The 26,732-nt window shown below is 52.5% G+C and carries 31 protein-coding genes and 1 pseudogene; 16 read left to right on the forward strand and 16 right to left on the reverse strand.

Going from position 1 to position 26,732, the window contains the following annotated elements; translation table 11 throughout:
- Positions 1 to 420 precede the first annotated feature (420 nt).
- Genes OSC50_RS21160 through OSC50_RS21175 form a run of 4 tightly spaced genes read left to right on the forward strand, consistent with a single transcriptional unit; the run spans position 421 to position 6,691 of the window.
- Positions 421 to 2,529 (forward strand): hypothetical protein, encoded by a 2,109-nt coding sequence (locus tag OSC50_RS21160; protein ID WP_266245808.1) that lies wholly within the window; start codon positions 421 to 423, stop codon positions 2,527 to 2,529.
- Complete coding sequence (locus OSC50_RS21165; RefSeq protein ID WP_266245807.1) at positions 2,529 to 4,703, forward strand: hypothetical protein; 2,175 nt, start codon at positions 2,529 to 2,531, stop codon at positions 4,701 to 4,703. Before OSC50_RS21160 ends, OSC50_RS21165 begins: the two co-directional genes overlap by 1 nt.
- Positions 4,684 to 5,232, forward strand: a complete 549-nt coding sequence (locus OSC50_RS21170) for a hypothetical protein (RefSeq protein WP_266245806.1) — start codon at positions 4,684 to 4,686, stop codon at positions 5,230 to 5,232. The genes OSC50_RS21165 and OSC50_RS21170 overlap by 20 nt, the downstream gene beginning before the upstream one ends.
- The gene (locus OSC50_RS21175; protein WP_266245805.1) at positions 5,225 to 6,691 is read left to right on the forward strand and encodes a site-specific integrase; all 1,467 of its coding nucleotides are present in this window, start codon (positions 5,225 to 5,227) and stop codon (positions 6,689 to 6,691) included. The genes OSC50_RS21170 and OSC50_RS21175 overlap by 8 nt, the downstream gene beginning before the upstream one ends.
- A 31-nt stretch (positions 6,692 to 6,722) precedes the next feature.
- On the opposite strand, the gene OSC50_RS21180 is transcribed toward OSC50_RS21175, so the two are convergent.
- The gene (locus OSC50_RS21180) at positions 6,723 to 7,004 is read right to left on the reverse strand and encodes a hypothetical protein (protein ID WP_266245803.1); all 282 of its coding nucleotides are present in this window, start codon (positions 7,002 to 7,004) and stop codon (positions 6,723 to 6,725) included.
- Between the two features lie 410 nt (positions 7,005 to 7,414).
- Here OSC50_RS21180 and OSC50_RS21185 point away from each other — a divergent pair, with 410 nt between their 5' ends.
- On the forward strand, positions 7,415 to 7,837 hold the full coding sequence (locus OSC50_RS21185) for a hypothetical protein (RefSeq protein ID WP_266245801.1): 423 nt from the start codon (positions 7,415 to 7,417) through the stop codon (positions 7,835 to 7,837).
- Between the two features lie 480 nt (positions 7,838 to 8,317).
- Here the strand turns inward: OSC50_RS21185 and OSC50_RS21190 are convergent, their stop codons facing one another.
- From OSC50_RS21190 to OSC50_RS21200, 3 genes are all read right to left on the reverse strand, one after another.
- A complete protein-coding gene (locus OSC50_RS21190; RefSeq protein ID WP_266245799.1) occupies positions 8,318 to 8,815 on the reverse strand; it encodes a GNAT family N-acetyltransferase in 498 nt (165 codons plus the stop codon).
- 205 nt (positions 8,816 to 9,020) lie between these two features.
- Positions 9,021 to 9,236 carry a hypothetical protein gene (locus tag OSC50_RS21195; RefSeq protein ID WP_266245797.1) on the reverse strand — a complete coding sequence of 72 codons (216 nt, stop codon included), beginning with the start codon at positions 9,234 to 9,236 and terminating at the stop codon, positions 9,021 to 9,023.
- An 18-nt stretch (positions 9,237 to 9,254) separates the two neighbouring features.
- Complete coding sequence (locus tag OSC50_RS21200; protein ID WP_099455446.1) at positions 9,255 to 9,662, reverse strand: hypothetical protein; 408 nt, start codon at positions 9,660 to 9,662, stop codon at positions 9,255 to 9,257.
- Positions 9,663 to 10,126: 464 nt separating this feature from the next.
- On the opposite strand from OSC50_RS21200, the gene OSC50_RS26295 reads away from it, so the two are divergent.
- The 3 genes from OSC50_RS26295 (at position 10,127) to OSC50_RS21215 (ending at position 11,344) form a co-directional block, all read left to right on the forward strand.
- Positions 10,127 to 10,450, forward strand: coding sequence for a DUF7693 family protein (locus OSC50_RS26295; RefSeq protein ID WP_099455907.1), 324 nt, complete (start codon positions 10,127 to 10,129; stop codon positions 10,448 to 10,450).
- 211 nt (positions 10,451 to 10,661) lie between these two features.
- Positions 10,662 to 10,871 (forward strand): hypothetical protein, encoded by a 210-nt coding sequence (locus OSC50_RS21210; protein ID WP_150580683.1) that lies wholly within the window; start codon positions 10,662 to 10,664, stop codon positions 10,869 to 10,871.
- Positions 10,868 to 11,344 carry a hypothetical protein gene (locus OSC50_RS21215; protein WP_150580684.1) on the forward strand — a complete coding sequence of 159 codons (477 nt, stop codon included), beginning with the start codon at positions 10,868 to 10,870 and terminating at the stop codon, positions 11,342 to 11,344. Before OSC50_RS21210 ends, OSC50_RS21215 begins: the two co-directional genes overlap by 4 nt.
- Before the next feature lie 177 nt (positions 11,345 to 11,521).
- Here the strand turns inward: OSC50_RS21215 and OSC50_RS21220 are convergent, their stop codons facing one another.
- Together OSC50_RS21220 and OSC50_RS21225 are read right to left on the reverse strand one after the other, a co-directional pair.
- On the reverse strand, positions 11,522 to 12,904 hold the full coding sequence (locus OSC50_RS21220; RefSeq protein WP_150688123.1) for a heavy metal sensor histidine kinase: 1,383 nt from the start codon (positions 12,902 to 12,904) through the stop codon (positions 11,522 to 11,524).
- Complete coding sequence (locus OSC50_RS21225) at positions 12,901 to 13,584, reverse strand: heavy metal response regulator transcription factor (RefSeq protein ID WP_096143229.1); 684 nt, start codon at positions 13,582 to 13,584, stop codon at positions 12,901 to 12,903. The genes OSC50_RS21220 and OSC50_RS21225 overlap by 4 nt, the downstream gene beginning before the upstream one ends.
- Before the next feature lie 257 nt (positions 13,585 to 13,841).
- On the opposite strand from OSC50_RS21225, the gene OSC50_RS21230 reads away from it, so the two are divergent.
- A complete protein-coding gene (locus OSC50_RS21230) occupies positions 13,842 to 14,288 on the forward strand; it encodes a DUF411 domain-containing protein (RefSeq protein WP_103451573.1) in 447 nt (148 codons plus the stop codon).
- 50 nt (positions 14,289 to 14,338) lie between these two features.
- Here the strand turns inward: OSC50_RS21230 and copD are convergent, their stop codons facing one another.
- From copD to OSC50_RS21255, 5 genes are all read right to left on the reverse strand, one after another.
- Complete coding sequence (gene copD / locus OSC50_RS21235) at positions 14,339 to 15,274, reverse strand: copper homeostasis membrane protein CopD (RefSeq protein ID WP_150688124.1); 936 nt, start codon at positions 15,272 to 15,274, stop codon at positions 14,339 to 14,341.
- Positions 15,275 to 15,276: 2 nt separating this feature from the next.
- Entirely contained in the window at positions 15,277 to 15,660 is a 384-nt protein-coding gene (gene copC, locus OSC50_RS21240; protein WP_103451575.1) for a copper homeostasis periplasmic binding protein CopC, read from the reverse strand.
- A 69-nt stretch (positions 15,661 to 15,729) separates the two neighbouring features.
- A complete protein-coding gene (locus tag OSC50_RS21245; protein WP_181004894.1) occupies positions 15,730 to 16,677 on the reverse strand; it encodes a copper resistance protein B in 948 nt (315 codons plus the stop codon).
- A 10-nt stretch (positions 16,678 to 16,687) separates the two neighbouring features.
- Positions 16,688 to 18,550, reverse strand: coding sequence for a copper resistance system multicopper oxidase (locus tag OSC50_RS21250; RefSeq protein WP_150688125.1), 1,863 nt, complete (start codon positions 18,548 to 18,550; stop codon positions 16,688 to 16,690).
- Positions 18,551 to 18,698: 148 nt separating this feature from the next.
- Positions 18,699 to 18,908: a co-regulatory protein PtrA N-terminal domain-containing protein gene (locus tag OSC50_RS21255; RefSeq protein WP_099455455.1), complete on the reverse strand. Its 210-nt coding sequence runs from the start codon at positions 18,906 to 18,908 to the stop codon at positions 18,699 to 18,701.
- Between the two features lie 285 nt (positions 18,909 to 19,193).
- Between OSC50_RS21255 and OSC50_RS21260 the strand changes: the two genes are divergently transcribed.
- The 6 genes and pseudogenes from OSC50_RS21260 to OSC50_RS21285 all read left to right on the forward strand — a co-directional run.
- Complete coding sequence (locus OSC50_RS21260; protein WP_099455456.1) at positions 19,194 to 19,589, forward strand: hypothetical protein; 396 nt, start codon at positions 19,194 to 19,196, stop codon at positions 19,587 to 19,589.
- A 99-nt stretch (positions 19,590 to 19,688) separates the two neighbouring features.
- Positions 19,689 to 20,102, forward strand: coding sequence for a hypothetical protein (locus tag OSC50_RS21265; RefSeq protein WP_150688126.1), 414 nt, complete (start codon positions 19,689 to 19,691; stop codon positions 20,100 to 20,102).
- A 125-nt stretch (positions 20,103 to 20,227) separates the two neighbouring features.
- Positions 20,228 to 20,479: a DUF2933 domain-containing protein gene (locus OSC50_RS21270; RefSeq protein WP_099455458.1), complete on the forward strand. Its 252-nt coding sequence runs from the start codon at positions 20,228 to 20,230 to the stop codon at positions 20,477 to 20,479.
- A gap of 90 nt (positions 20,480 to 20,569) precedes the next feature.
- A complete protein-coding gene (locus OSC50_RS21275; RefSeq protein ID WP_099455908.1) occupies positions 20,570 to 22,840 on the forward strand; it encodes a heavy metal translocating P-type ATPase in 2,271 nt (756 codons plus the stop codon).
- Between the two features lie 114 nt (positions 22,841 to 22,954).
- Positions 22,955 to 23,227 (forward strand): heavy-metal-associated domain-containing protein, encoded by a 273-nt coding sequence (locus OSC50_RS21280; protein WP_099455459.1) that lies wholly within the window; start codon positions 22,955 to 22,957, stop codon positions 23,225 to 23,227.
- Between the two features lie 69 nt (positions 23,228 to 23,296).
- Positions 23,297 to 23,380 (forward strand): annotated as a pseudogene (locus OSC50_RS21285) (DUF411 domain-containing protein); the annotation flags it as partial.
- A gap of 49 nt (positions 23,381 to 23,429) precedes the next feature.
- Here the strand turns inward: OSC50_RS21285 and OSC50_RS21290 are convergent.
- From OSC50_RS21290 to OSC50_RS21305, 4 genes are all read right to left on the reverse strand, one after another.
- Positions 23,430 to 23,708: a hypothetical protein gene (locus OSC50_RS21290; RefSeq protein WP_099455460.1), complete on the reverse strand. Its 279-nt coding sequence runs from the start codon at positions 23,706 to 23,708 to the stop codon at positions 23,430 to 23,432.
- A 55-nt stretch (positions 23,709 to 23,763) separates the two neighbouring features.
- A complete protein-coding gene (locus OSC50_RS21295; protein ID WP_099455461.1) occupies positions 23,764 to 24,147 on the reverse strand; it encodes a hypothetical protein in 384 nt (127 codons plus the stop codon).
- A gap of 90 nt (positions 24,148 to 24,237) precedes the next feature.
- Positions 24,238 to 24,684, reverse strand: coding sequence for a hypothetical protein (locus tag OSC50_RS21300; protein ID WP_099455462.1), 447 nt, complete (start codon positions 24,682 to 24,684; stop codon positions 24,238 to 24,240).
- A 41-nt stretch (positions 24,685 to 24,725) separates the two neighbouring features.
- The gene (locus OSC50_RS21305; RefSeq protein ID WP_224787153.1) at positions 24,726 to 25,118 is read right to left on the reverse strand and encodes a DUF6957 family protein; all 393 of its coding nucleotides are present in this window, start codon (positions 25,116 to 25,118) and stop codon (positions 24,726 to 24,728) included.
- 226 nt (positions 25,119 to 25,344) lie between these two features.
- Here OSC50_RS21305 and OSC50_RS21310 point away from each other — a divergent pair, with 226 nt between their 5' ends.
- Positions 25,345 to 25,836, forward strand: coding sequence for an HTH domain-containing protein (locus tag OSC50_RS21310; RefSeq protein WP_157767052.1), 492 nt, complete (start codon positions 25,345 to 25,347; stop codon positions 25,834 to 25,836).
- Positions 25,837 to 26,239: 403 nt separating this feature from the next.
- Here the strand turns inward: OSC50_RS21310 and OSC50_RS21315 are convergent, their stop codons facing one another.
- Complete coding sequence (locus OSC50_RS21315; RefSeq protein ID WP_150688127.1) at positions 26,240 to 26,707, reverse strand: 3'-5' exonuclease family protein; 468 nt, start codon at positions 26,705 to 26,707, stop codon at positions 26,240 to 26,242.
- Between the last annotated feature and the right edge of the window lie 25 nt (positions 26,708 to 26,732).

Here is a 26,732-nt window from a genome sequence, read left to right on the forward strand (position 1 = left end):
GAGCTATTAGAGACCACCTGGTTGAGGATGACCAAGCAATCGCTCAGTGAAATACTCTCTAGGAACTGAGTACACGGGGAAGGAGCAACCGCCGTCCTTGCGCTCAACCACGCTTAGGCATGCCGATAACCACGAACCCTCTCGTCCAGCCTAATCCCTACCCCCCGGCGTATTGGCTGATCAGCGTCCAGGCGGCAATTCCTTATCAGCGAAACACAGACAAAACAGATATACAAAACAACATATCAATTGTCGGCCAACCTTTCACTGCGACATGAGGTTAAAGCAAAATTCCGTCCAGAAATACATGTAAGAGTATGCTTTTAATACACTATTTAAAACTTTAGAAGCACGCACGAAAGTGCTTGACCAGAGCAGCAAGATCACTACGCTATGCCGTTTTTGGCGTAGGATCTAATTATGCTTACCTACCAAGTGCAGGATGATCGCATCACATTCAAGTGGGATGATGATGAATGTATTCGCGGCTACCGGATTGCTACTATCCACACTCCATCGTGGGTCGACAAAGAAGTGCTCGACAAAGTAGCCGAAGCGGTTAGGGCATTATGCATCACAGGAGCTGAAACTAGCTATTCAGGGCGCTTCCGGGCAAGCAAATATATCTTCAAGCACATTACCAAGCTTCGGTTAAAGTTCCCACCTGCGGAAGATGACTGGAACAACTTCATACTCACACATTACTCCCATCACCTCTACAACAAAGATCTCATACCCACGACCCGCTTTGACCATTGGAGTGCGGTAGCGTTTGTTTATAAAAAACTGAGGCGAGATGGATTCATACCGGAAGACACATTCATCCCAGATTCAACAGCGAAGTCCGTCAGTCAACCGGAGAATATGTCTCAACCGGCTGGATACGGGACTATGCACACGCCCATTCCCAAAAGCCCACAATTTCTGCTCCCCAAAAAATACCTTGTGGAAGAAGGCTTGAGTCTTGAAGATGACGTGTACCTACTTAATCTTAAGAACACTCTCGCGACAAGGGCCGATGCCATTGTTGAATGCTCGGTAGACTACTGGAATCGAATGCTAAGATGCCATGCCCGAGGTGATGAACTATGCAAGAACATTTCGAACGACGAAATCGAGGCAGTGCTTGAGAGCGGAAAATTCAGCAGAAATGGGATGCATCTTGCGCATCCAGATTCGCCTACAGGTATTAACTGGTTTCTAGCCGTCGCTAGATATTATGCCGAACAGACCGACGAGCTTAAATCGATGACATTCGACGACCTGCAAGAGCTACCTTTCTTCAGGCCCGTCATCTACAACTCCCATAGCAAGCCAAAACTTAGGGCTCGACTATGGGAGGCTGCCGGCGACGACTGCATCGATAACAATACAGTTAACGAAACTTTCAATCGACTACTGGGCTACTTATCACCCAGAGACTGCGCAGTTGCAAGTGCGATCATTGCATCAGAAAACCCTTCGTTCAATCCATCATCACTGACCAACATAAGGTTATACCGGCGAGATGGAAAATTCTATCTACGCGGCAATAGTGACACCAAGCGAATAACAGTCAGCGTTAGCAAACCTCGCGCGCAGTCACGCAAGGTCTCTGTACTTCCCCCATTGAGCACACGGATCGTTATGGATGTGATTCGGTGTACGAGCATGCCAAGACGACGCCTGCTATCGGAGGGTAAGAGCGGGTGGAGGAAGCTGTTCCTTGTCTCGAGCAGAAACCAAATTGGCTCCAGTCCTAACTTTGCAAAAACTTTGACTACGAATGCTGGACTCTCTCTGCACGATCTATATAAAAACGAGCTAGAAAAAGTAGGCGTGACGCCCGCCATGATCAATCTCTACACGATCCGATGCACTCAAGGGATTTTGGAGTTTTTGCGTACTGGTAGTCTCCAGGCCGTAGCGGACATGCTGGGCAACTCTTTGCAGGTGGTCAGAGATAAATATATTCCGGTCTGGATGGTTCATCGATGGGCGACGAGGTTTTTCAGGGTGCTACATCAAAAGGTCATCTTAGTAGCAACAGAAGGCGAGCCTTGGCAGTTAGCTGCATCTGACTTTAGCACTCGAGAAGAGCTACAGGCTTTTGTCCGACGGATACTATTAGGCCTTAAGAAGGGAGACCCTTTAAGCGAAGCCTTACGCTCGAAGCTTGGTCATTACTCGCCTGACCCCAGCTCTCTAATTGAAATGTTTGTAGAGCGCGAGCTGCTGTTTGATCGGAGTGCGGATAGCCTTGCCGCGATCTACGCATACGCAGATGCCGTCGATAAGCTTGCACTAGAAGAACGCTCGGTGATCGATGAGCGAACCAGTGTGCCCCTATGGATCTTCCCGGTGCTCAGGGATTTAGTAGCGAAAACAGTTTCCCTCGATTTCCATAGCGCATCTAACGCTGAGATGGCTATCGCGGGCAGGGTCTCGGGCGATTCCATGAGTGAACTCCGGAAATCGCATGCTCGTGCGACCATCCTGAAACACGACCTTCGTCCCCTAGTCTCGCTTTCTGTTTGGAAGGCCGTCTAATGGAAGACTTTTCATTCGACGAGCGTCGTATCAAAGCGATGATCGAACAAGCGGAACGGCAAAGCAAAATCTATAAAAGAAGCCACAGCTATCAAGCAGATTGGCTGGTAAGGGGCGGGATTGGAAGTCAGGAATGGTTGGTCAGTTTTCCAGGTGGGTCAAAGCTTCAGTGCATGAGCTTTGATCGCTTGATGGCGGACGGCACCAACCTCACCGACGACTCTAATAAACTGCTGCTAGAAACGGTGCAGAAATGGTTATTTCACTGTCGCATGGGCACCATTACAGGTAAACCAGTCGCGGAAGGTCGATGGATTACATACTTTAGCTTCGCTATGAATTTGGCAGCACGCGCCAATCTTTATAAAGACACTTATGAAACCTGTACGCATGGCTTCCGGCTCTTTGACGAGGACGCGTGCAAAGCTATCGCCGAAACTTTCAGTCAGGGTGGATGGACTGCTGCTTTGTTGTTGAAGGAGCGTTTCATTTCACACCTGCTTGATATCTTACCTGTCTCCTTCTCATTAGAGGAACTCATATCAGCCCCGGACGCCCTACCAGTTGAGCTCACAAGAGAAGCCATTTCCTACTTCACTCGAAACGATCTCTATGTCTCCAGCGCCCAAAGCAGCACCTATGATAAAGGATTGCTTTCAAGAGACTATATTGGCTCCATTCTCGGTCGACCTTCAACGTCTCTGCATAATGCAAATTTCCGCCTGTTCATTAGGCAGTTTGAGCCAACCTTGGCCCATGACGACTTGCTACAAAGAGGTGTGCGCACAAATCTTCACAGCACTCAAAACACTAAGACATTAGATGAAGCAGCTGACGGGGCAATCGGCATCAGCTCTTTCCTAGATACTATGTCATGCCTAAAATTGTTTTTCCAAGGCCATGATATCCTGCCCGAAGACATCCCCGACATTAAACTGAACATCGACCAACTTTCTCTTAATTACAAGCAACACTTGAAGCTAGGTGGCCACACCAAATTGCTACCTCTTGATATTGGCTTCAAATGCCTGAACCAAGCCTGCAAGTGGATAACCGTCTACGGGAATGCCATCGTTGAATCTCTGATTTTTTATATCGAGCAATTCGTCTCTATTGACGAAGATAATTCATTGTCGAAACAGTCCGTAAAAAAGAACGAGCTCTTCCAGAAAACGAAACACCTATGGATGACGACAGGTATGGAAAACCTACCTGCGCAGCCGCTATACCAAGCGCTCGCCATAAGCAGGCTCCAAACCAAAGAGAAGAAAAACTTCCCTGTAGACAAAACCAACTTCAAAATGGTGATGGAATCTTTTTATGGTGCTTGCGCCATAATTATCGGCATCATAAAACCTATTCGGAACATTGAGCTTAGCACCCTGGAGCGCAACTGCCTTTCTACCGACCGGGGCAACAATGGCGCTTTTATGGGCCACATGGTCGGGAAAACTGGGGAGTTGGGTGCAAACGACTTCATTGAACGCCCTATCCCCTACGTTGCGGCTCATGCCATCCAGCTACTCCAAGTGCTCGGCGAAAAGCTGGCAGGTATCTATGGGGATGAATCGGAGTATGCACGGAGGCTGTTCTATATTCCTGGCAGGGGATTCAAATGCCCTAGTGGAGGAATTCCCGAATGGAAAGTAAACTTGTGCATTAATACTTTCTGTGATGCTGTCCACCTGCCCGTCGATAAATTGGGTCGGCGATGGTATGTGCGCATTCACGAGATGAGAAAATTCTTCCTCCTGCTCGTACACAGGCACGTAGGAGATTCAGGGAAGGAATTGCTGAGATATATGGCAGGTCACTCCAATAGAAAGCATATTGACGATTACACAGATTATGAGCCATCAGATTCGGAAGCCGTCCGATATGAATCCGAATGCATCGATGACAAGCTCATTGCTCTTGAAAACGGCTTACTGTCCAAAGATACAAACCAAGGGCTTCTAGCACTGTACACAGAAGCCTTGAAGAACTTTAAAGCCACTAGCATCGCTTCGATTAGCAACAAGGAATTACTCAAATACCTAGACAAAATGGTGCAACAACCTGAGTTCGATATGACCACATATAAAGTCAGGCTTGAAACTTACGATGAAGAAATCTACACCATCGATTTCGCTATTTGTCTAGGAGGCCAAAAAGATGAGAGATACGACAAATAAAAACCTCCACTCTCGTCACACTTGGCTTTCACAGGTGCTATCTAAAGAAATTACACCGTCGAAAGACCAGCTTCGAGCTCTATCCTCGATGCGAGGCTTCTGCAAACTGGAGGTCGCTGGCTGCTTCACATCGATTTCGCTCAACTCCCTGAAGCAAGCGGCTAAGGTTGCACAGTTTGGCATCTCTGGGTCAAGCCTGTGGGACAAGATGCTACAGATGAGAACCATGGCATTCGCCCTGTTGACCCCCAAGGTTAACCCGGCGCCGGCGCCTAACCTTCCTTCAGACAAGGATCAGGCACGCATCGCGCTGCTGGAGGCTCACATCGCCTCGATGGCGTACTTTGACATCCTGACTTTCCTAGAGCGTATTGATCCTCAGAACACCCGTAGCGCTGATGAAATCCGTGCAGCCATCGCACTTAAAGTCAAAACGTCCAAGGCCAAATATCACTCTTTCCTGATAAGCGACCAGATATTTTCTTCAGAGAAAATGAAGGTTATCGACGGCGGCAAAAAGGATGGGTAAGCAACTCTACACGGAATATGAGTCCGTAAGCGTACCAGACAAAGCTATGCCGGTTCGGAAGACTGGGGCGTTCATTGGAAAGCCACGCATTATCAGAAATTTCGTACTTATTCGTTGGCCCAACGGGAGGCCATGTAACCTTGCCAATCTATGGATGGATGAGATCTGCGCGTCCACAGGCGCCAGGGATTCTGCGCGGGTAGACGCGGCGCTCATCACGCACTTCGTTCGCTTCTGCTCTGTCAAGAACATTCAATTCAGTAATTTCAACGAAACTAATTTTCAGGATTTTACTAAACAGCTAGTTGAAGAAACCAAATCCACCCTTCGTGGTATCGAACCAGCAAGGAACAACAACCGCACCCGGCTAATTCAGCATACCATGCTTAACTTTCTGCACTGGCTAACCGAAAATTACCCAAATCTATCTAAAACACCATTGATAGGCTTAAAGAATAGTGGTGCAAACATCACGATATCTTACGAGACAAATCCCAAAACCAAGCGATGCTACATGGTTCATCCACTGCTCGTAGCTCCCGTGCCGTACAACGATGACAAGGTGGCAATAGACGAACATATCATCCAAAAAATCCAGGATGAGATTTTCCGGAAGCGAGACTGGGAGGATCTGCCTGCTAGCTCCAGACTTAAATCAATCAGTGACCTCGAACTTTACGATGCTACCAGTGTGTATCTATACGAACGGCGGATGTTCACGTTAAGAATGATGAAGCTCACAGGACTACGTCCTGAGGAGCTGTTTGACCTCGACCTTGAGCTCAATCAAAACATTTCGAACACACTGGAGATTGTGATCCCCACTAAAAAGCGCGGAACTCCGGCACCGTTACGCCGTTTTAAAATCAATGCTGCAGATGCAAGGCGGTTTGCAATTTACGTGGAGGCTAGGAAGGCTTACATTGACTTCCTAGCAGATCGTAATATTTTGTTCGACCAGCCCAACAATATATTCCTAGGTGAAAACGGTAGTCGACTGAAAAAAGAATCAATCACTAAGGAGTTTGACCGACTGTGTTTAGGTGCTGGTTTGTCAGGTACCCGTGTTTGCCTGTCCATGTTTAGACATCGTTTTGTCACGCGTCAAATCAATATCAGACTGGAGGAAAGATTCGCCCAAACCCCCGCTCTAAAGAAAGGGTGGACGCCGGCGCTGCGAGACGATGTTTGCGCAGAGGTGGCCCAACTCACCGGCCACTCTGACCCTGCTTCTCTCCATCATTATTTTCACGCTGAATACAAGGCGCTCACCTCGAGTTCTACCTACAGTTCGATGCTTGAGGCCCAAGACGAACTGGACTCTGTTAAAGACACGCTCACGGCTCTGGAGCATAAATCTAAGCTGCAAAAAATTGATCTGTCGGTTGAGATCCGAAACGTCAAAGCTCTGGTCGAAAAGCTGGAAATGCGGCTAAGCAGCCGCGAGAGTGCTGAGTAGTGCTGCCACACCACCCGAACGGCCTGGGAACCTAAGTCATCACGGTGCCATGCCCTACCGGTGTATCACCTCGCTTACGCAACTGATCCTGACAGAGACCATGCATATCTTGCGCATCAAAAGACCAGTGCGTGATCAGCGAGCTGAAGGAGATCTCACGCGACACGACAGCAACTTCAATCGGATAGCTGTCAGGAGCTATTCCAGAGGCTTCAAAATCAATAAAAAAAGAAGGCCGTTCCACCTTGCTGCTCCTGGTTGAAGGTTGCGACTGTCCCCGCACAGCCTTAGGAAAGACGGTCTTGATAAGCATGAAGTCGCCCCTAACAAAAGGTGGTCACGTCGTAAGGGTATGCTCGCAAGATACTGATTTCTTGTCGGAAAACAAAAAAACATATCCTTCATAACCTTGACCAACTGCACCCCATGGTCTTCATTTCTCGCAATCACCCAAGAGAGATGCCGGCATGACCTTTTCATCCTTGTTTCGCCCCGATAGCGCCCCTGTAACACTCGATAACACCTTCAACTACCTCATGTTGAGCTCTCTCCATTGGAAAGACGCCGACCTTTAGGTGATGACAAAGGCAGCCAAGCAGCGCTTCGCCGTCCTCGCCCTTCGGGCTTCCATCCCACACGCCTGCGCGCTCCGCTTGTCCAGTTGCATAACAAATCAGAAGTCCCCCAAAACAGGGCCGGCCATAGCTCAGCGAGGAGTCTCTGATGCACCAGTCACCATACGTAATTCATCGCGACATCCTTCTGAACGGCATGTATGGAACAGCCTATCGATTGCAAGAGTTCGTCCTCTATCAGCTTGATCCTGGTAGGTACACATTCGACATCGATGAGCATCGCGGAGGGTTCGACAGCGTCCATCTTCAGATCTATCAGGATATGAAGCAGTGGTACTGGGACAACGGCCCATCAAGCGCTGGCTTCAAAGACGTCGCCGAGGCACTTCAAGATAGGTACACCAGGCGAGCCCAAGAGAATCTAGAGGAGCTGTATCTCCTCCAAGCGATGCAGCCAAGCGATTTTCCTGCTGAGCCTGGCGAGATACCTGCAGACTTTCATAGGCATGCAGTTGAGCGAGCTGAGCTGCTTCACAGGGAGTATGTCGGCAAAGGGTTCATCAACGAGTAGACGTAGTCTACCGTTCCCCTCCATCCAACCAGACATGAGGCAAAACCGATGGCATGGCTATTTTGGAAAGACAAACGCCCTGCCTGGGTGCAGGCAGAAGAACGAGAGTTCATCAAAGCGGTGAATAGCCTGCAAACGCTGCAGACAACACCTCGTGGCGGGATGAGGATTGATCCTGAAGAGCTCAGGGATCAGATCCTTGAGTCACGAGAACGATACAAAGATCTGGTGAAGAGGTAGCGATGCGAAGTGTCATCTGGTTGGGTGCCTGACTCAGTTGTTCACGCAGGGGCGGATTGGTGTGTGCCCCTGCGGGGAATGGTTGTCGTGAGCCGAGCCTTGGAAAAGCCCACGTCTCGGCCTTTGGGCTTCCATCTTGCACGCCGCGCACCGCTTACCATGCCCACGCACTTGAGCAATTTACTCACGCAGGACTCATGTGATCATTGTTTGATCCGCACGCGCAGTTAGCTCTCGTAATCAATCCCACCTCAATTTGATGCCCATCTCATGCCACGTGCTGACCTCGTCGGAAGTCATCGCTTGGATATATCGATACCCCTGCTCCCGAAAAAAGTCGACGTACTGATCCCTGCAACGCAGATGGACTGACTTCTTGTTGAGGTCTTCTGGAATAGACTCAAAATTAGCGATCAGCGCTTGTACGAAATGATCCCGTTGAAACAACGGATCGACAGCAATGGATCTGACGTGGATATAGGGGGCAGATGCATCCTCATTGCACTGTTCTTTGAAACCTTCTTCCGTGATGAAGTCGTCATTCGAGTGGCCAAAATGAGCAAAGCCTACGAAATTGCCTTCATGCTCATAGATGAGGAAGTTCTCGGGGGTGCGTTGAATCCAATCCTGAAAATCTTCTAGGGTAGCGTTCGCGTCGCCTGCGCAGGCTGAGCCTTCAGCGCGGAAGCAATTCAGTGCATCGCCTGGGGTGGCTGAGCGGTATACGGATGCCCACATATCAGTACCTCGGTGATCCCAAAGGCCTGCATGGTAATCGGTGTGCGGATTCTTCGCATTACATCTAGTTGGCCGCAATGCCCGCCGTAGAGCCTCCTTAGCTGTATGAGCAGCTGGATTTAGCTGGCAACAGATTGCCTTCGAGGCGTCTCAAGACAAGGTCAGGTAGGGTAATGGCTAGCCTGGATGGAGCGTGGTGCCAGTGCTAAGTGGTGCGTCGGCCCCAAGGGCCCCAGGTCGGTGGTTTTTCGACGATATCAATAGATGTGCTGAGCTCGTCTTGCATGTGTTCAAAAACTCTGTCGAGACTTGGATGAGCTTTCGACTCTCGCAGTGCAGTCACTAAATCCAGTAGCTCCCGGCCTTGGGCCACAGGCATTTGGATATCGCAATACACGGTGTCATCGCTGTCTCGTTCCACGTCTTTTCTCCGTCTGCATCAATCCAGCTTGGGCTTACTGCTGGCAGCTCTGTGTGCCTCGAGGTGCTGCATCTCTGATTCCCAACAAGCCAGGAATTTATACCAGTCCGCAGCGTAAGGCCCATCTAACAATCTGGTCGACCCGATACTCGCCTGATTGAAGCGCTCCCTCCAGGGCTGGGGGATAGTCTGCTCCAAAATGATGTCGATTCCGGAGTGGTGATACTGCACGGTGACACAATCCCGAAGCTGGTTGAGCTCAAGTGGCTTGTCAGCATGAGGGGAGTCTTTTCGCTCTTGAAGTTCAAGGTCATCAAGAATGGATAAGGGATCGAACGCCTTCGAATCGCCTGGAGATATGTTCGCAAGTACCCACAAAGCCTTTCGTCTCTTGGCCTCCAGTTCGCGGAGTTCATCGTCGGGCATTTGAGTTACCTCTTGTTGGCGTTGATGGCGTGCCGCCTGCGGCGTCAGGCTGCCGTGAATCGAGCCCCGCCAAGGCGGGTCTCGCCCCTGCGGGCTCGCATCCCTCACGCCTGCGCGCTCCGCTTGCTTGGTGTCTGAGCCTCTGTGAAGCATAGATCGCAACGCATCCTACCCTCATGATTCGGAGCTCGGCATCGCTATTCGAAGCGTTCTGTTATCGTTCTAAAAGTAATTTAGTCGCTCTTAGTCATCAGCCTTCTGGGGAGCCGGGAATGGACACAACTCGACGTGTACCAGGCAGAGCCTACCAAAAGGTTCGCGATCCCGAACGGCTGCTCATTGAAGAGCGCGCCGAAGCTCTATCCGCTGCCGGCTACCCGCTGCCAGCTGATGACCCGGCCATGTACGCCGAGCGAAGGCTGAAGGAGGCCAGAGCGGCAGCGCGTTCATCCCAGGTAGGTAGCATTAGCGAAAGCACTGCGGCTGAGCTCTCCGCAAGAGAGGTATGCCAGGTTCTAAGGGAGGCGATTTTCGGTCGAAGCGTTATGGGTAGGGTGGGTCATGAATCGTGGGACGAAATTTATGCCGGCCACTTCCAGATCAATGTAGATGGTTGGGAGATATCGATTTACAACGACTGCGATCAGCTCGACTACTGCGAACAATGCGTCAGTCCAGATGGGCGACACTGGTCGTTTGACTCCGGGGATCGCTTTGGCACTGATCCAGTTGCACTGCTCAGCACATGGGAACATCAGACACTTGAGCGGATGTTGAAGGAGTTGTAAGTCCGAATTGCCGTATCGTTGCGTGTCCCTGGAGGAACGGCTGTCGTGAACCAAGCCTTGTCGTAAACGCCAGCGTCTTGGCCCTGCGGGCTTCCATCCTCACGCCTTCGGCTGTCGCCTGCGCGCTCCGCTTGCTTTGATCATTCTTGAGTGGATAACGCGATGCTTTTGCTCCTGCTATTCTGCCGACTCTGACCATGGAGGTGATCAAGTGCAGAGTGAATATTCGCTATCAGATGTGCTGGAAAGGATGTACGAAAACCAGCTCGCCCTAGAGGCAGCCCTGATGGAGTTGACCCTCCACGTCGAGGCTCACGGTCATGCAGATGTTGGGAATAATGTCCGAGGTGCCCTCGAGACAATCGGCGAGAACTCGGGCCACATAAAACAGGGCTTGGCGCGTCTCAGCAAGCTCCCATGAGGCAGCCGCTCTTTGATTTTGATCTCAAACGCGTCTCACGCGAGCACTATATAACCGGCAAAGCTGCGATCAATTTTCCGCACGCTGGGAGCACTACTGGTGGGTGGCATTTTCTGTCGTACTTCGACCGCGAGACCGAGGTGTTGAAGGTGTCGCTGGCAGGTATCCACTATCCTGACACCACCAGTTTTTTTGGCGACGAAGGCATCGTTGATGTCACTGAGCAAATGGCGAAGCGTGGCTGGTCTGTAGAAAGTCGAAAGTTTTACATGGCGGATCACTACAGAGCTGCTGCAGATATGGTTGTCAGGTGGGCTCTTAGTGACTCAGATCACTGCAATGTCGAGATTGATGAGTGGTTTCCATCCCCTACCGATAAGCAAAGATTGCTCGATCTCCTGGATACCGGGGAGCCGCAGCTTCTTGAGATGGGCAGACTCAAAAAGGTAGAAGCCTGGCTTCACTCGCAGTAACGCTACCTCAGCATCTGCGGCATCAAGGCCACCCTAGCCAATCGAGGGAATGTGCTGTCGAACTTAAATTAGGTTTGCCCAACGAACGCGCTGGAGTTTTTCGCGTCATGGTTGCTTACTAGGAGCCAAAAACTGTTGTCATTGCGAAAAGCACATCCCTCCTCGTTGCTTTTACTCTTAGTCTGCAGGCCACGCAGCTAAGCGGATCACAAAGGTCGTATGGCCTTCTCTGGAGACGCATCCGACGGTGCCGTCATGGGCGTCTACCAATGATTTGACGATTGCCAAACCTAGCCCGGCATTGTTTGTAGCACCATCTCTACGTGCGGGATCAGCTCTGTAAAAGCGGTCAAACAGGCGGGGCAGATGCTCTGCTGCTATCTCCTCTCCGGGGTTCGTCACTGACACGCTGATCATGCTACCCAACGACTCGATTTTTACGGAGACAGTGCAGTCAGGAGGGGTATACCTAAGCGCATTAGAAAGTAAATTCGAGATCATCCTATCCAACATCGTACCGTCACCATAGACCGCGCCGTGTCCGGAGACTTGTAGCTTTACTCCGGTGTCCTCTGCCAGCAACTGGTAATACTCGAAGAGTTTTTCGACCACCGAACGCAACTCGACTTTCTCTTTGGCAGGTAGAACCAGACCGTTGTCCGATTTTGCCAAGAAAAGCATGCCGTCAATAATGCTGGAGAGCCGGTTGAGATCCTCCAGGTTGGAATAGAGATTCTCTTCATAAGTGTCCGGCGCACGCTTCTTTGAGAGGATGACTTCGGTGTGCGTGCGCAGATTGCTGATAGGGGTTCGTAGCTCGTGCGCAATATCGGCTGAAAAGTTGGACAGCCGAACAAAAGACTCTTCAAGGCGAGCAAGCATGGCGTTGAACGAAGAGACAAGGCTCTCAAGCTCACGAGGCACCGAGTCCATCGGGATGCGCTCTTTCAGCGAACCGGCTGACATTGAGGCCGCGACTTGCGTCACTTGTGCGACCGGCTTCAACCCGCTCCGCGCCACCAGCCACCCTAAGGCTGCGCTGACTAGAGCGCTGATAGCCAGCCCAATGACCAGCCACCAACGCAAAGTTTCAACGAAGTGCATGTGACTGGTGATATCCATACTCAACCAGGCAGTTAGTGGCTCAGTTTCATTCACTAAATGAACTTGTGCCCTCATGCCTCTGTACATATGGCCGCCAGCAGTCCACTCCGACATGTCCTCCACTGCCTCATGAGCGGCAGCAGGAGGTTGTGCAGCGCCGTTGGGGGTAGCGAAGATCGTCCTTCCACCTTTGGTGACAATCGATGCTGAAAGCTCCTGATGGGCACCTAGCAGGGCTTGCAGTTGCAACACCACCTCTGAAGAGTCTACGGAGCCAGCTTCGCCATCCATGATTTGCCGAATGGATTCGAGCTTTTCCATCATGAGTTGACGGTCGAGGCCTTTGAAGTGGTGACGACTGAACGCATCGAAGGTAAAGCCAGCTACAACCAGCACGGCAACGACTGCACAGACGAACATCATGCTCAAACGAAGGGTAAGAGATGCTCGCTTCATTCTGTGTCAGGAGCGTCTAGCATGTAGCCCATTCCCCTCGTCGTCTGAATCAGCTTGGTGTCGAAATCATCATCGATTTTGGCCCGGAGCCGGCGAATTGCTACTTCGATCACGTTGGTATCACTGTCGAAGTTCATATCCCAAACCTGCGATGCGATCAGTGATTTTGGCAGGACTTCCCCTCTACGGCGCATAAGGAGTTCTAAGAGGGAGAATTCCTTTGCGGTGAGGTCAATACGTCGACCTGAGCGTGAGGCACGGCGCTTTAGTAGGTCGACCTCCAAATCCCCGATCTTGATAGATGTCTGGTTGGGCACGGCGGATCCACGTCGAAGCAAGCTTCTGACGCGAGCTAGTAACTCGGAAAATGCGAAGGGTTTAACGAGATAGTCGTCCGCGCCCAACTCCAAACCTTTGACCCGATCATCGACTCCATCCCTGGCCGTTAGAAAAAGCACAGGGACTGAGCTCCCGGATGCACGTACACCCCGGATGACTTCCCAGCCATCAACGCCCGGCATCATCACGTCCAGAATCAGGAGATCGTAGGTCTCGCTCAGCGCTTGATGTAGCGCCTCCGTTCCCGTCACAACCCGGTCGACAGTGAAGCCAGCCTCCACCAGACCCTGCTGTAGGTATATTCCGATTTTGGGTTCGTCTTCTGCGACCAAGAGTTTCATGAGCGGGCTCCGGTTTTGCGGTGTTCTAGTGTGCTACCAATCTGACAACTGTGCGCAAGCTTACGTAAATGTAATTGCCTCAACAGCCAACGGTTAACTCCCAGTTACGACAGGCCGGCTTCCGATGACACCAGCTAGCGGGCGGCTTACAGAAATGTAATCGCGATCTGATTTTTTGCGCTTAACCTACGTGGCAGAGGGTGCGGATGCCAAAGGCATAAAGAGTGACCGCACTAAAACGTGATGAGGTGCATCGAATGTCCAAACGAAAGCTTTTGGTCGCTATGGGGTTGGTGATGTGTGGCATCGCGCAGGCCGCTGAGCCGCTCACAATTGACGTGCATCGTGACGCGAATTGCGGTTGCTGCAAGGAATGGGTCAAGCACCTTGAATCGAATGGATTCAAGGTAGTCGACCACGTAGAAAGCAATATGAGCGCTATTAAGCAAAGCTTAGGGGTGCCGCAGGAACTCGCGTCATGCCATACGGCTGTTATCGACGGCAAGTTTGTTGAGGGGCATGTCCCAGCTGATGAAATCAAGAAGCTGAGTGGTCGCTCCGAACTCGCGGGAATCGCAGTGCCAGGTATGCCCGCAGGTTCTCCCGGCATGGACTACGACCAGAACCATCAACCCTATCAAGTCCTGGGGGTTACCAAGGCGGGAGCGCAAGAAGTGGTTGCTGATTACCCCGTCAGCCGATAATCAGGCTCGGATCTGGGCGGCTTCGGGGTTGCTCAGATCTAGCTGCTAGCTCACCCTTGAGCCATATCGATTGAAGGGCTCAATGTTCCTAGCCACGCCACCAAGCAGACGATAACCACAGCACAGGTTGACTCAATAAGTACGCTTTTTCTCAAAGCAGTCGCTGCCAGGGAATACTCACCGGCCTCCACAGAGCGCTCGAGTGAAGGACTCAGGTAAAAACGATTGAGGGTAGCCAGCCCGATCATGCACCCAAAAAGCAGGATTTTTAAAAGCAGAAGGACGCCATAGGTGCTGGTTAAAACTTCTAGCAACGTCGGCCCGACAATGAAGAGATAGTTAGCGATGCCCGTGACTATGATCGTACCGACAATGAACGCGCCTGCTGTTTCGAAGCCCTTGAGCGCTCGTGACAGCACTCGTACGAGTTGCTCCGAATTAGACCTCCTAATGCTCAACATCAAGCCAAACGCCGCGAGAGCTCCGATCCAGCCGCCAGCGGCGAGAAGGTGCAGAATATCAGCCGTAAAGTGCCAGAATCGCTGAGTACCTTCGTCCATCGCCCCATGACCTGTCCACGCGAGCGTAGACAAAGCGATGCCGCCTGCCAAGGTCGCAACCCCGAGGCTCCATGTTGGCCATCGCGCGCTCTGACTTGCGACAAAAATCACCGCTGCCAGCGAGATCATGCGCGTCACCCAGCTATATCCAATCTCAGTCTCGTACAACATCATTTCCAGATGAGGTCGCAGCTCCACCCAGTCGGATGCGCCGCTCATATTTTTTGCCATGACGATGAAGGTGGCTATCGACAAAAACACACCAACAGCAGCGATGCCAGGTAGTAGCGACCCAAAATGCAACACCGCGCCTGATACGCGCTCTTTTCCCCGAAAGCTGTAAAGCCCGAAGACTGCTAGGCCGAACAGGAGCATCAGGTCTAAGTAGAGCGCGAATCGCAGTACCACATTTAATGAGTCGCTCATGCTTATTTCACTTTGAAAGTTACGGCGCCGGTGATCGGGTGGGTGTCGGATGAGACTGCTCGCCATTCCACTTTATAGGTGCCAGTTGTGAGAGGGGAGGCAGGAGTTACGACCATCGTTTTGGGATCACCGCCACCGGCCACGCTGGCTTTCACACCCATAGGTGAATTGGGCATGCCAGGCATGTCGGTCATGATCAACTTGGCTCCGGAAAACTGAGTGACCAGGTTTTCAGAAAAGTGCAGCTCAATCTTTGCCGGGGCTTGGCCGTTCTCACCTTCAGCAGGAGTTGAAGACAGCAGCTTCGGGTGGGCTTGGGCAACTGCACTGAGCAGTAAGCTGGATGAAAGAGCAACGGCCACAACACAGGATTTGAAAACAGACATGCAAGGCTCCTCACAGCGCTTAGCTGTTGTAATGAGGTTAGGTAATTATTTGGTGCCGCTAACTTCGATTTAGAACCACACTCGGACGCCGAGCACTAGGCGTGCTTCGTTATTATCTTCGCCTTCATCGCGGGCATAGTCTGCGGTTTTGCCGTAAGCCCGATTCCAAGTTACACCGACGTAAGGTGCGAATTGCGGACGGAATTCGTACCGGAGCCGCAAACCAATCTCACTTTCAGACAGCCCTGATCCAACTCCACGTTGGGGATCGTTTTTGCCATAGAAATTGAATTCTGCCGTCGGTTGCAGAATCAGCTTATTGGTAAGGAGAATGTCGTAGTCACCCTCCAACCGAGCAGCGGTCTGGCCACCTTCACCCAGATAAGCAGTAGCCTGGGCCTCGAAATTGTAGAGCGCAAGGCCCTGAATACCGAAAGCAGCCCACGTTTGTGGGTCGCCTGGTTTGAAGTCTTGACGAACCCCACCGACTAAATCCCACCAAGGGCTAATGGCGTGTCCCCATAAAGCGTGAACCTCAGCTTCTTCAGTCTTTCCATTGGTGCGCTCACCTTCGGTGCGCAACCAAAGGCGATCAACATCTCCCCCTATCCAACCTTGGGCTTCCCAGTTCAGCGCGCTTCCATCGTCAGCATCCTGCCATTCCAGCTTCTCAAATATAAAAAATGAGTTGAGAGCACTGTCATGGACTTCGTGACCACCAGGGGCGTTATAAACTGCGGCTCTGTCAGCATCGGTAAGTGGTGGTATCGGAGTCCGACTTTGAGTTTGTGGCTGCTTGGCGGGCTGCATACCCTCCATTTTGCTGTGATCCATGCCCTTCATCTGGCTGTGATCCATGCCCTGCATCTGGCCCTGATCCATACCCTGCATTTGGCTGTGATCCATGCCCTGCATCTGCCCAGTAGACTCAGCAGCTGCCGGCAAGGCAACACCAGCAGTGAGAGCGACCGTGAGCACAGCTGAGTGCATGCGAGTCCCGCTTAAGAAATTACTCATAGCCATCTCCTTATTCCTCCACGCGCACTTCACGGAACATGCCCATTTCCATGTGGTACAGGAGATGGCAGTGATAGGCCCAGCGTCCCAACGCATCAGCAGTCACTCGGTAGCTACGCTTTGATCCTGGCGGCATATCGATGGTGTGTTTGCGGACAAGGAATTGCCCGTTTTCATCTTCAAGGTCGCTCCACATCCCATGCAGGTGGATGGGGTGAGTCATCATGGTGTCGTTCACGAGAACGAACCGAACTCGCTCGCCGTACTTCAGTTTTAACGGCTCGGCGTCCGAAAACTTCACGCCGTTGAAAGACCAGGAAAACTTTTCCATGTGACCAGTCAAGTGCAGTTCGATGGTTCGACTTGGCTCACGTCCATCTGGATCTTCAAACGTGCTCTTTAGGTCAGAGTACGTCAGTACCTTTCGGCCATTTTCGCGAAGGCCCATACCGGGATCATCAAGCTTCGGCGATGTCGACATTGCTTGCATGTCGACGAGAGGATTGTTGGACTCTGTGGCTGGGTGCGACTGCATTTCTCCCATACCACTCATGCCATCCATGGACATATTGCTGTGATCCATTCCCTGCCTGCTGTCCATACCGGACATGCCTTGCACAGCGCCAGAGCTATCTTTCATGGCTCCACCGTCCATACCTGACATACCCTGCATCGAGTCGTCTCCCATACCGCCCATTTTGCTGTGATCCATTCCAGCCATATCGCCCATACCGGCCATCGCACCGTGATCCATACCGGCCATACCCATGTCGGCCATGGTTACTAGAGGTCGAGGGTCTAGCGCAGGTACTGGAGCAGTCATGCCAGACCGGACGGCCAAGGTGCCTCGGGCGTAACCCGACCGATCCATCGACTGCGCAAACAGTGTGTAGGCCTCTTGGGTGGGTTCGACGATCACGTCAAACGTCTCGGCAGTAGCGATTCTGAACTCATCCACGATTACAGGTTTGACGTACTGGCCATCAGCGGCCACAACAGTCATCTTCAAACCTGGGATACGTACATCGAAGTAGGACATGGCTGAACCATTGATGAACCTTAACCTAAGCTTTTCGCCAGGTTTGAAGGTGCCAGTCCAGTTGGAGTCTGGAGCCTGTCCGTTCATCAAGTAGGTGTACGTCGCGCCACTGACGTCCGCAATGTCAGTAGGGTTCATCTTCATCTCGGCCCACATCTTGCGATCAGCGACGGTTGCTGACCAACCTTTGTCAGCCACGTCATTGATGAAGTCACCCACTGTTCGCTTATGGGTGTTGTAGTAGTCCGCCTGTTTCTTCAGTGTTTTCATCAGCGAAGCCGGATTTTCATCCGTCCAGTCGCTAAGCATCACCACGAGGTCACGGTCATACTCAAATGGCTCGGGCTCTTTCGCGTCGATTACCAATGGGCCGTATACACCTACCTGTTCTTGGAAGCCGGAGTGACTGTGATACCAGTACGTTCCGTTCTGCTTGACCTTGAACTGATAGACGTACGTGCCATCAGGCTCAATTCCATGGAAACTAAGGCCTGGCACACCGTCCATGTTTGCCGGAAGGATAATTCCGTGCCAGTGGATAGAAGTCATATCCTTGAGGCGGTTCTTGACCCGCAAGGTCACGGTATCGCCCTCACGCCAGCGCAGCTGGGGCCCAGGAATCCCGCCATTTATGGTCATGGCCGTCCGGGAGTTCCCAGTGATATTTACCGGTGTTTCTCCGATGAAGAGGTCAAACTCTGTACCTGACAAGACATTGGCATCGCCCACTCTAGGGGCGGCCCAGATAGGGGTATGCCAGAGGCCTAAACCACCGAGAATCCCGCCTGCGGTGAGTCCTTTCACAAAGGTGCGCCGAGAGGTTTTGGCTTGCATACCGATTCATGTCCCGTCAGTCGGATGTTAGATGTGCGCACTGGGCGTGCCCCTAAGGGCTAACGCTAGACGAGCTAGTGCGCTTGATGTATCGGAAGATGCCATAAGCCAGCAAACGGGGTGATTACATTTCAGTAAGCTGGTTGGCTCAGCAATGGTGAGGCTGCTTTTCAGCCTTGAGCTTCTCTTGTGCAATATTTTCTTGCGCCTCAGCTCCGGGGGCAGACTTTCCGGTGGCCATTGCCGTCTGGCGAGCTTGTTCCATGCGCTCAACCGCACGGTCGCCGCCACCTTCGGCAAGGGCCAGGGACGATATAGCCAAACTGAGTGTAAGAATCACAACGTTGGTTGCTTTCATAGTGCATCTCCTTCAAGGAATTGACTCTCGTTGAAACCAGAGAGTTTGAGCGTCAGCTCGATGAGGATGATGAAGGGACGCACCTGTCAGCACGCTTAGCCAGTGATTACACTTTTGACAGCATACGGAGAAACTCAACATCTGAAAAATCGACTGGCGTCATGAAATTTGACCGCACCACAGAACCGACAGCCGGCTGCATAAATTGATATAGATCAACCGTGGCACTTCAATGTGGCGTATGTTGAAAAATCAAAATCCGCTAATCAGTACCGGAGATTCTCCATGTTCTGGTTTCGCCATCGTCAACCAACGTTCATACGCCTCGCCGTCGTGCTGTGGGTGTTAGCGTTTGGTCTGGCAGCGACCCAGGGATGTCTGGTACAGCCCAGCCACAATCCGGCTACAACTCATGTCTCGCTGAACACCGCGCAAGATTACGATAGCCACGACGCCCATGCCCTCGGTTGCCTTAAGCACTGCGCCGATGCGGCAATAGCCGTAAGTCCTTCGCTCCATCTTCAAATATTTGACCTGTTCAGTTGGACGTTTCTGCTCCTTATCCCAGCGTTGCTGATTTTGTATCCCGCCAATCCCTCCGCTTTTGCCTTTCATGCATTACGGCGCCCTCTACCGGCCAGACCTCCTTCCCGCCTGATTTTCGTCCGTTTCAACGATTAATCCGATCTTCTGCGCGCCAATTCTCGGCGCCCTGTCTGACTGCGCCAACCTGGCGCGGCTTGGTATTACCTGAGTTGTCCTAACCCTTTGGAGATTGCCATGCATACCACATTGAAATTTATCCTCGCCGCCCTGCTCGTGAGCAGCCCACTCATCGTCTCGGCAGTCGATGAGCATCACCCGGAGGGGCAGACCGCGCCCGCCAAGACAAGCGAAGCAGCTACGCCGATGCAAAACAATGTCATGACCGAGCAAATGCAAAAAATGCAGGCTGCACACGACAAGGCAGCCGCAGCCAAGACCCCAGCCGAGCGGCACGCCGCCATGCAGGAGAGCATGAAGACGATGAAGGACAGCATGGCCGTGATGCATAACAACTGTCATGGCAAGGGCATGGGCATGGGCATGGGCATGGACGGCAACGAAGACGGCATGGACATGGGAATGATGAACATGATGATGAAAATGATGGATCAGCAAACGAGCATGATGAACATGCCGATGAGCAAGTGACGCGCACAAGCCTGTAGGCAATGCAGCGACGGTTTTACTTTAGCCAATATGCCAAGGGTAAAACTGCCGCCCGTTGCACCTTTACGACGTATCACTAAACAGCACTCCCTCAGGAGTACAGAACCATGATGAATTCACCACATTCTGCTAACACCGCTCCAACATTTTGGAGGAGCAAACCCGGCATAGCGCTGGGCATGCTGCTGGTGATCGTGCTGTTCTATCTAGCAAGAGAACACTACGGCCATATGCTGGGCTTACTGCCTTACATGATTTTGCTGTTGTGCCCGCTGATGCATTTTTTCGGGCACCACCACGGTGGTCACAGTCATCACGGCGAAACCTCAGTCTCAACCAAAGATGCGAACAGGAGTTAGGTCATGCACACCCCTGAGGTTCGTCAAGAGCACGGCCCAATACAGAACTCAGAATCTCAACCCACCGGCTCCCATGACCCGGTATGTGGCATGACCGTCAGTAACGACAGCCAGTTCAGTACGGAATATGAGGGGCAAAACTACCGGTTCTGCAGCCAGAAATGCCAAACGACATTCAGGGCAGCGCCCGAGCGTTATCGAATATCTCAACTGAAAATCGAACAAATCCCCCAGACAACAGCAGAACCCTTAACGGGTGCCGCTGAATACACATGTCCCATGCATCCGGAAATTCGCCAGATCGGCCCCGGCGTCTGCCCTAAGTGCGGTATGACCTTAGAGGCGGTGATTCCCGACTTAGAGGAGGATGAGAATCCCGAACTTAAGGACTTCACCCGGCGCTTCTGGTGGACATTGCCACTGACAGTGATCGTCACCGTGCTGGCTATGGGTGGCCATGCCCTGGTGCTGTTCCATGGCACCACGCAAAATTGGGTCGAGCTGGGATTGGCTACACCCGTCGTGCTGTGGGCTGGCTGGCCGTTTTATGTGCGTGGTGTGCGTTCGGTGATTCAGCGAAGTCCGAACATGTGGACGCTAATCGGCCTCGGCACGGCGGCGGCCTTCCTTTACAGCGTCGTGGCCACCCTGACCCCCGATGTATTCCCCAGCAACTTCATGATGGAGGGCCGCATTGGTGTGTATTTCGAAGCGGCGGCTGTGATCATCTCACTGACCCTTCTCGGCCAGATGCTTGAACTCAAGGCTCGCTCGCAAACCTCGGCTGCCATCAAGTCGCTGCTTGGACTGGCACCCAAAACTGCCCGACGGATCAATGCCGATGGCACGGAAGAAGACATCCCTCTGACACACGTACACAGCGGCGACACGTTACGTGTGCGACCGGGCGAAAAAGTGCCTGTCGACGGTCAGGTGTTGCAAGGCGAAAGCGCTGTAGATGAGTCGATGCTCACCGGCGAACCGATACCGATCATGAAGAGAGCCGGCGACGCGCTGATTGGCGCCACTCTCAACATTCACGGCAGTCTGGTGATGCAGGCGCAGAAGATAGGGTCGGCGACCCTGCTCGCACAGATTGTGCAGATGGTTGTGCAGGCACAACGCTCAAAAGCGCCGATGCAACGGCTGGCAGATGTGATTGCCAGTTACTTCGTGATCGTTGTGATTGCTATCGCCGCGCTAACTCTACTCGGCTGGGGGCTGTGGGGGCCCGAGCCAAGTTGGGTGTTTGGACTGATCAACGCTGTCGCGGTCATGATCATTGCCTGTCCCTGTGCCCTTGGCCTAGCGACACCGATGTCAGTCATGGTTGCCACCGGCAAGGCTGCTGGCAGCGGCGTATTGTTTCGCGATGCCGCCGCCATCGAAAACCTGCGCAAGATAGACATCTTGATAGTCGACAAAACTGGCACCCTCACTGAAGGTCGACCAGCGTTCCATAGCGTCGAGGCCGTACCCGGATTTACTCAGGATGAAGTGTTGCGCCTGGCCGCAAGTCTCGATCAGGGCAGTGAGCATCCATTGGCCCACGCCATCGTCGAGCAGGCTCGTGCCGCAGGGCTAAAACTGGTGACACCTGAAACCTTCGAGTCAGCCTCAGGTATTGGTGTAAGCGGGCAGGTCGAGGGTCGCCGCCTGATGCTAGGCAATACCGCGTTGATGCAGGAGGCCGGCGTTTCCACAGAGAGCTTGCAAGAACATGCCGAGAAGCTACGCGGCGACGGTACGAGCATCATGTACCTGGCAGTCGATGGCGCCCTGGCGGGTTTGCTGGCTGTTGCCGACCCCATCAAACCCACCACGAAGCTGGCCGTCGAGCGTCTGCAGGCGGATGGCGTCAAGGTCATCATGGCCACTGGCGACGGCCTTACGACTGCTCGCTCGGTAGCTCGCCAGTTGGGCATCGAGGAGGTTCACGGCGAGGTCAAACCGCAAGATAAAGAGCGTCTGGTGGCATCTCTGCAACAAGCCGGACACCGGGTGGCGATGGCCGGCGACGGTATTAATGATGCCCCCGCACTGGCTCGCGCTGATGTAGGTATCGCCATGGGCACTGGCACTGACGTGGCAATGAACAGCGCTCAGGTCACCCTGGTCAAGGGGGATCTGCTCGGTATCCTGCGTGCTCGCAGCCTGTCAGTCGCAACGGTGAGAAATATGCACCAGAACCTGACCTTCGCCTTCCTTTACAACGCCATGGGTATCCCACTGGCTGCCGGCTTGTTCTTTCCACTTACCGGTCACCTTCTGTCACCGCTCATTGCCGCACTGGCCATGAGCGTGAGCTCGGCGTCGGTAGTATTCAACGCCTTGCGTCTGCGCCAGGCTTCCATTGATTGAGTGAAAACGACCGCTTGACCTTGCCATGGCAGCAAGGTTGAGGATAAGCCAACGCCGCAGAAAAGCCTCGTGCGTCAGTCTTTCCATGATCAATTTAGTTGTGAGGAGTCACCAATGAAAACTGTTGAACTGCAAGTCCAAGGCATGAGCTGTGGTTCGTGTGTCAAACATGTCACCGAAGCGCTGCGCCCACTTGAAGGAGTCAGTGACGTAACAGTGGATCTACAAGCCGGACGGGTGGAGGTCAGCGGCGATTCGGACAGTCAAGCGCTGCTTGCGGCCCTGGAGAACGCGGGCTATCCAGCACAGCTGGCGACAGTGGAAAGCGTAGCGAGTAAGAAAACCTCGGGCTGTGGCGGGAACGGCGGCGGTTGCTGCTGCCGGTAAGCATTATTTATAAACAGGAGAACTCCCATTAATGCCAGTCTGCGAATTGCTGCGTTCACGACACTACTCATGACCGGAGCGGCACAAGCCGCTGAAGTCATCGACGTTTACCGCGATCCTAACTGCGGCTGCTGCAAGGCAAACCATCTCCGCTCTATCGCTACCATCATGACGCTTTAGTCAAATGCTTGAAACGTCGTCATCAAAGGTCATCCTGCTCTTCCCGAATGTCGACTTCGCCCATCGCTCCTAGGTAAATCTTGCGACAAGGAAGCTTGGTGATGAGCCCGTTTTCGAAAAGCACCCTGGGAATATCCCCGAACAAGCTCGACACTTCCCATTTCTCTGTGAGCGGCTTCATTGCCTCTGCTATGAATGAATCGAGGTCGAAGTCCTGTGTTGCAACAAAGGGCCCAGCGCGGTCGTAACTCTCAAAAATGCCCGAGGCAATGCAGATGACTTCGCCTGCCTTGACGATCATGACGCCACCTCGAAGCCATTCAGGAGGCTTCGCCAGTTGAAGAAGACCACGACTATTACTGCAACCCTCGCGGGGTGAAGTGGTGCATCCCCTGTGAAAGCCGCAGAAACTCACGCAGACTTGCACGTCCATTGCCCCTCTGGAACGTGGCGATGACGTACCTAGAGTTCACTGTGGTCAGCACCCAAAATCGGCCCTCGCGCTCCGCCTTAATGACGTCAGAAGTCCGGATCGCGTGACCGTCGCCGAACCGTCCATATTGGTCTTTACGGTTGTGACCAAACACGACGCCTAATCCAGCACGAGCCTTTATGGATACTCCGCAGAGATAGGCTGTTATAGGTTTGTCGAAGCCTTGCGCTTGTGCTTTTAGGATTCGTGCGAGATCGAAATCTGTATGTCGTTTTCCATGAAAATTTACATCCAAAGTATTCAGCAAAATTGCACTCCTTTCGCAGCCCGTATGGCGTTACCAGGAAATCCACACGGAACCATCTGCGCTGATATCGTGCGGGATTTTTGGTAAATTTCAGGCTGTACGGATCATGTTCACGTGATAGACCGGACGGAGGTTGCTTAGCACATCACTGCTGAAGCCAGGTTGGTGAGAGCTGTGGTATTTGGAGCCGGTCTCCACCTCCAGCAGGCACACAGCACACTCGTTTTGGTCTTCACCAAGCGTCACTTTGGTCAGTTTCTCCATGCGCCAAACTCCCGTGCCATTCATGTGGGCAGGTGTGACTACTTGCACCTCTGTGATGACCGTCTCCGCGTCCTGGGCAATCAGCAGTTGCTGAAGCCGTGGTTCGCTGTCGATCATCAGAACCGCCTCTGAAATTCTGTCCTCGTACATGGCCTGGACAGTTACGTGATACCAGTGATTACGAAGCACTTTGGATACCTGATGCCATTGGTACTGACCCTCACCGAACATGCCCGGTAGGCCTAGCATGTCGGCGTCGTGTGTTTTAAACATCGTATGTCCTTAGCCTGAATGGGCTCCGATACAGAGCGCAGTTAGAAGAGGGAGAAAACGTCTTTCAGGCTTGCGAGCTGTTCATGACCAGGGCCAATCAACACGTAAACAGAGTTCCTGGTTTCGAACGCAACACCGTCGTGGAATCCGGTACACATGCTTGAACGAACCCAGTCGCCCCGTTCGAAACGGCCTTGGCTGTCCTCGGCCACGTTGTGAGCAAACAGGATCATCGGGAGCTGGCCAGCTGCATGGCATTTGAAGAGTTCGTCGCGAGTGACTTCAATGCGAAATATTGTCCAGTCGCGAACTAGGCAGTAAGGCTTTTTAGGGAATCGTTCAACTGCTAAAGCTCGAGCTTCAGAAGTACCCTCCAGGCCTTCAAGGGGCGTTCTTGACCCTTTCATAAAGTCGGGCTCTTGGACGCTAGCCATAGGGTTCACCTCAATTAATAACCCGGAAATTGACAATTCAATCCCGCTTGTTTGCGCTCGCCCCTCGCAAAGAGTCTCTCCGCATGCCAGTTGCGTTGGCTTGGAGACGTCAATCGGATCACGGGAAGCCAGCCTGAAAGTGCTGCTAGCACCATAATACGGATGATAGTCCGTGTTATGGTGCGACGCAATATGGCCTCATCCTCGATTTGCCTGGGGAAATGTCATGGAGGCCGCAGAAGCCCTTGCTGTAGTAGTACGAGCACTGCGTAGAAGAAAGGGTTTTGCGCAGGAAAACCTGATCACAATTGACCGTTCCTACTGGGGCCGGATAGAGCGTGGTGAAGTTAACATCACGATTGATGTGCTCATTCGTCTTGCAGCGCTAATGGAAGTTGAGCCGGCCTCACTCGTTCTCATGGCGACGTCGCTGCAATCTAATGAGCCGTTCGGGGAGGGCCTCAAACGCGTTTCCAAACAGATGAACAGAATTAGAAAAGAAAGTGTTGATCAGGAAATGGAGTCAATGGCACGAGCCGGAAAACTACCGCCTGGTCGACCCGTCCGATCCGATGCGGCGCGAAAGGCAGCGGAAGCTAATCGTTTGAGCAGCGCGGGCGTGTCTGTGTCAGAAATCGCAGAGAGACTGGAGCTGTCGAGATCGACTGTGCGCAGATATCTGAAAACAATCACGTCCAATCAAACTGATTCCGTATGATTTTCCAATGACCAGCTCCCGGCTAAAAATGTCACAGGAAGGACAGCTGTGGCGGGCTGCGGTAGCTACGTTACGCTGGGCTCGCCAAGAGCCTAGCGTCTCAGAGAATTAACTGCCGTCTTGAAGCCGAATGCAACGGACGTCTCCGTAAGATGTGCAAGGCTAATGTCCCCAATACGGCACATTAACCGTCATATTTTGGCTCAATGGCCCTATCCGGGCACATTAAGCTGAGCGAATAATGACGATGGCCTCTACTGCATGCACGGATAAGGTAGCGGAGATAACCTTCCGTGTTGTCCCCACAAATCAACTCGGAGACTTGCTCTGTCGTGCGCGCTGTTCATTTCATATTTCGCTCCACTCGATTGGCCCATCCAGACTACTGATTCACAGCCCCTTCTCAGGGTAACCCTTTCCCTGGATTGCTTTTGGTGAACATGCTAGCGATGATACGGGCATCAAGGAGAGCGTGATGCGGAAGCGGATCCCCGTCACTTGAGGCATCTAAAGTGGTTGCGTCGGAGGGGTAATTCCGGACGTTCCTTGGCCATTTACCATCGTCATATGCGAGTTCGCAGAAAAGCTCCCAGTCGTACTGTGGAGCGTCTGTGACAATCTCCAGGACTTCGTCGAACGAGGCTAGGAAATCGAGCAATGCAGTTCTTGCCCCAGTAATGGGTTGCGCATTGCCGCCTCCCCACAGCTGCGGAAGCACGATTTCCTTTACGAAATCACTGCAGTCTTCTTCTTTCCAAGCATCGAGCAATTCCACGTAGAATTCGCGCCCATCCTCAGCCACCAATGCGAGTGATATCAGCTTCGCAGCCGCTGAGAGCTTGGTAAACTCGCAATCAAGAAAGACCCTCACCTTGTTAGAACTCCGTAATGACTAG

Source organism: Pseudomonas quebecensis (assembly GCF_026410085.1).
Taxonomy (GTDB): domain Bacteria; phylum Pseudomonadota; class Gammaproteobacteria; order Pseudomonadales; family Pseudomonadaceae; genus Aquipseudomonas; species Aquipseudomonas quebecensis.

Excerpts from the sequence above, each read along its gene's own strand:
- OSC50_RS21160 (WP_266245808.1), top strand. The coding sequence starts at position 421 with ATGCTTACCTACCAAGTGCAGGATGATCGCATCACATTCAAGTGGGAT.
- OSC50_RS21165 (WP_266245807.1), top strand. The coding sequence starts at position 2,529 with ATGGAAGACTTTTCATTCGACGAGCGTCGTATCAAAGCGATGATCGAA.
- OSC50_RS21170 (WP_266245806.1), top strand. The coding sequence starts at position 4,684 with ATGAGAGATACGACAAATAAAAACCTCCACTCTCGTCACACTTGGCTT.
- OSC50_RS21175 (WP_266245805.1), top strand. The coding sequence starts at position 5,225 with ATGGGTAAGCAACTCTACACGGAATATGAGTCCGTAAGCGTACCAGAC.
- OSC50_RS21180 (WP_266245803.1), bottom strand. The coding sequence starts at position 7,004 with ATGCTTATCAAGACCGTCTTTCCTAAGGCTGTGCGGGGACAGTCGCAA.
- OSC50_RS21185 (WP_266245801.1), top strand. The coding sequence starts at position 7,415 with ATGCACCAGTCACCATACGTAATTCATCGCGACATCCTTCTGAACGGC.
- OSC50_RS21190 (WP_266245799.1), bottom strand. The coding sequence starts at position 8,815 with ATGTGGGCATCCGTATACCGCTCAGCCACCCCAGGCGATGCACTGAAT.
- OSC50_RS21200 (WP_099455446.1), bottom strand. The coding sequence starts at position 9,662 with ATGCCCGACGATGAACTCCGCGAACTGGAGGCCAAGAGACGAAAGGCT.
- OSC50_RS21215 (WP_150580684.1), top strand. The coding sequence starts at position 10,868 with ATGAGGCAGCCGCTCTTTGATTTTGATCTCAAACGCGTCTCACGCGAG.
- OSC50_RS21220 (WP_150688123.1), bottom strand. The coding sequence starts at position 12,904 with ATGAAGCGAGCATCTCTTACCCTTCGTTTGAGCATGATGTTCGTCTGT.
- OSC50_RS21225 (WP_096143229.1), bottom strand. The coding sequence starts at position 13,584 with ATGAAACTCTTGGTCGCAGAAGACGAACCCAAAATCGGAATATACCTA.
- OSC50_RS21230 (WP_103451573.1), top strand. The coding sequence starts at position 13,842 with ATGTCCAAACGAAAGCTTTTGGTCGCTATGGGGTTGGTGATGTGTGGC.
- copD (WP_150688124.1), bottom strand. The coding sequence starts at position 15,274 with ATGAGCGACTCATTAAATGTGGTACTGCGATTCGCGCTCTACTTAGAC.
- copC (WP_103451575.1), bottom strand. The coding sequence starts at position 15,660 with ATGTCTGTTTTCAAATCCTGTGTTGTGGCCGTTGCTCTTTCATCCAGC.
- OSC50_RS21245 (WP_181004894.1), bottom strand. The coding sequence starts at position 16,677 with ATGAGTAATTTCTTAAGCGGGACTCGCATGCACTCAGCTGTGCTCACG.
- OSC50_RS21250 (WP_150688125.1), bottom strand. The coding sequence starts at position 18,550 with ATGCAAGCCAAAACCTCTCGGCGCACCTTTGTGAAAGGACTCACCGCA.
- OSC50_RS21255 (WP_099455455.1), bottom strand. The coding sequence starts at position 18,908 with ATGAAAGCAACCAACGTTGTGATTCTTACACTCAGTTTGGCTATATCG.
- OSC50_RS21260 (WP_099455456.1), top strand. The coding sequence starts at position 19,194 with ATGTTCTGGTTTCGCCATCGTCAACCAACGTTCATACGCCTCGCCGTC.
- OSC50_RS21265 (WP_150688126.1), top strand. The coding sequence starts at position 19,689 with ATGCATACCACATTGAAATTTATCCTCGCCGCCCTGCTCGTGAGCAGC.
- OSC50_RS21270 (WP_099455458.1), top strand. The coding sequence starts at position 20,228 with ATGATGAATTCACCACATTCTGCTAACACCGCTCCAACATTTTGGAGG.
- OSC50_RS21275 (WP_099455908.1), top strand. The coding sequence starts at position 20,570 with ATGACCGTCAGTAACGACAGCCAGTTCAGTACGGAATATGAGGGGCAA.
- OSC50_RS21280 (WP_099455459.1), top strand. The coding sequence starts at position 22,955 with ATGAAAACTGTTGAACTGCAAGTCCAAGGCATGAGCTGTGGTTCGTGT.
- OSC50_RS21290 (WP_099455460.1), bottom strand. The coding sequence starts at position 23,708 with ATGATCGTCAAGGCAGGCGAAGTCATCTGCATTGCCTCGGGCATTTTT.
- OSC50_RS21300 (WP_099455462.1), bottom strand. The coding sequence starts at position 24,684 with ATGTTTAAAACACACGACGCCGACATGCTAGGCCTACCGGGCATGTTC.
- OSC50_RS21305 (WP_224787153.1), bottom strand. The coding sequence starts at position 25,118 with ATGGCTAGCGTCCAAGAGCCCGACTTTATGAAAGGGTCAAGAACGCCC.
- OSC50_RS21310 (WP_157767052.1), top strand. The coding sequence starts at position 25,345 with ATGGAGGCCGCAGAAGCCCTTGCTGTAGTAGTACGAGCACTGCGTAGA.